This is a genomic window from Mesorhizobium sp. M7A.F.Ca.MR.148.00.0.0 (assembly GCF_003997735.1).
In the GTDB taxonomy this organism is placed as follows: domain Bacteria; phylum Pseudomonadota; class Alphaproteobacteria; order Rhizobiales; family Rhizobiaceae; genus Mesorhizobium.
On the sequence record NZ_RZTB01000695.1, the window covers coordinates 1 to 236 of the forward strand.

A 236-nucleotide genomic window follows, 5' to 3' on the forward strand; every position below is an offset into this window, starting at 1 on the left:
GAAATGGGCAGGACAAATAGATGGAAGCAAAAGAAAAGAGGCCGGGAATTTCCGGCTTCTTTTCTTTTTGGCTGAGCTAGATACCCCGGTTCGAGCTTTGCTCGATACCGCCGGTTTGCGCTGTACTCAATACCCTGGTTCGAGCTGTGCTCGATACCGCAGCGTTTTCCGGCGGGAGCCTTGAACACGGCGCGGCAGCATGCTGACACGCCGTCGGTCACAGCCTGCTACTTGAC

General features: G+C 55.5%; 1 protein-coding gene. It reads left to right on the forward strand.

Annotated features, from left to right (window positions below; all coding sequences use genetic code 11):
* Window positions 1-184: hypothetical protein (locus EOB49_RS37200; RefSeq protein ID WP_206526239.1), on the forward strand; the 184-nt coding region annotated here is incomplete at its 5' end.
* Window positions 185-236: the final 52 nt, after the last annotated feature.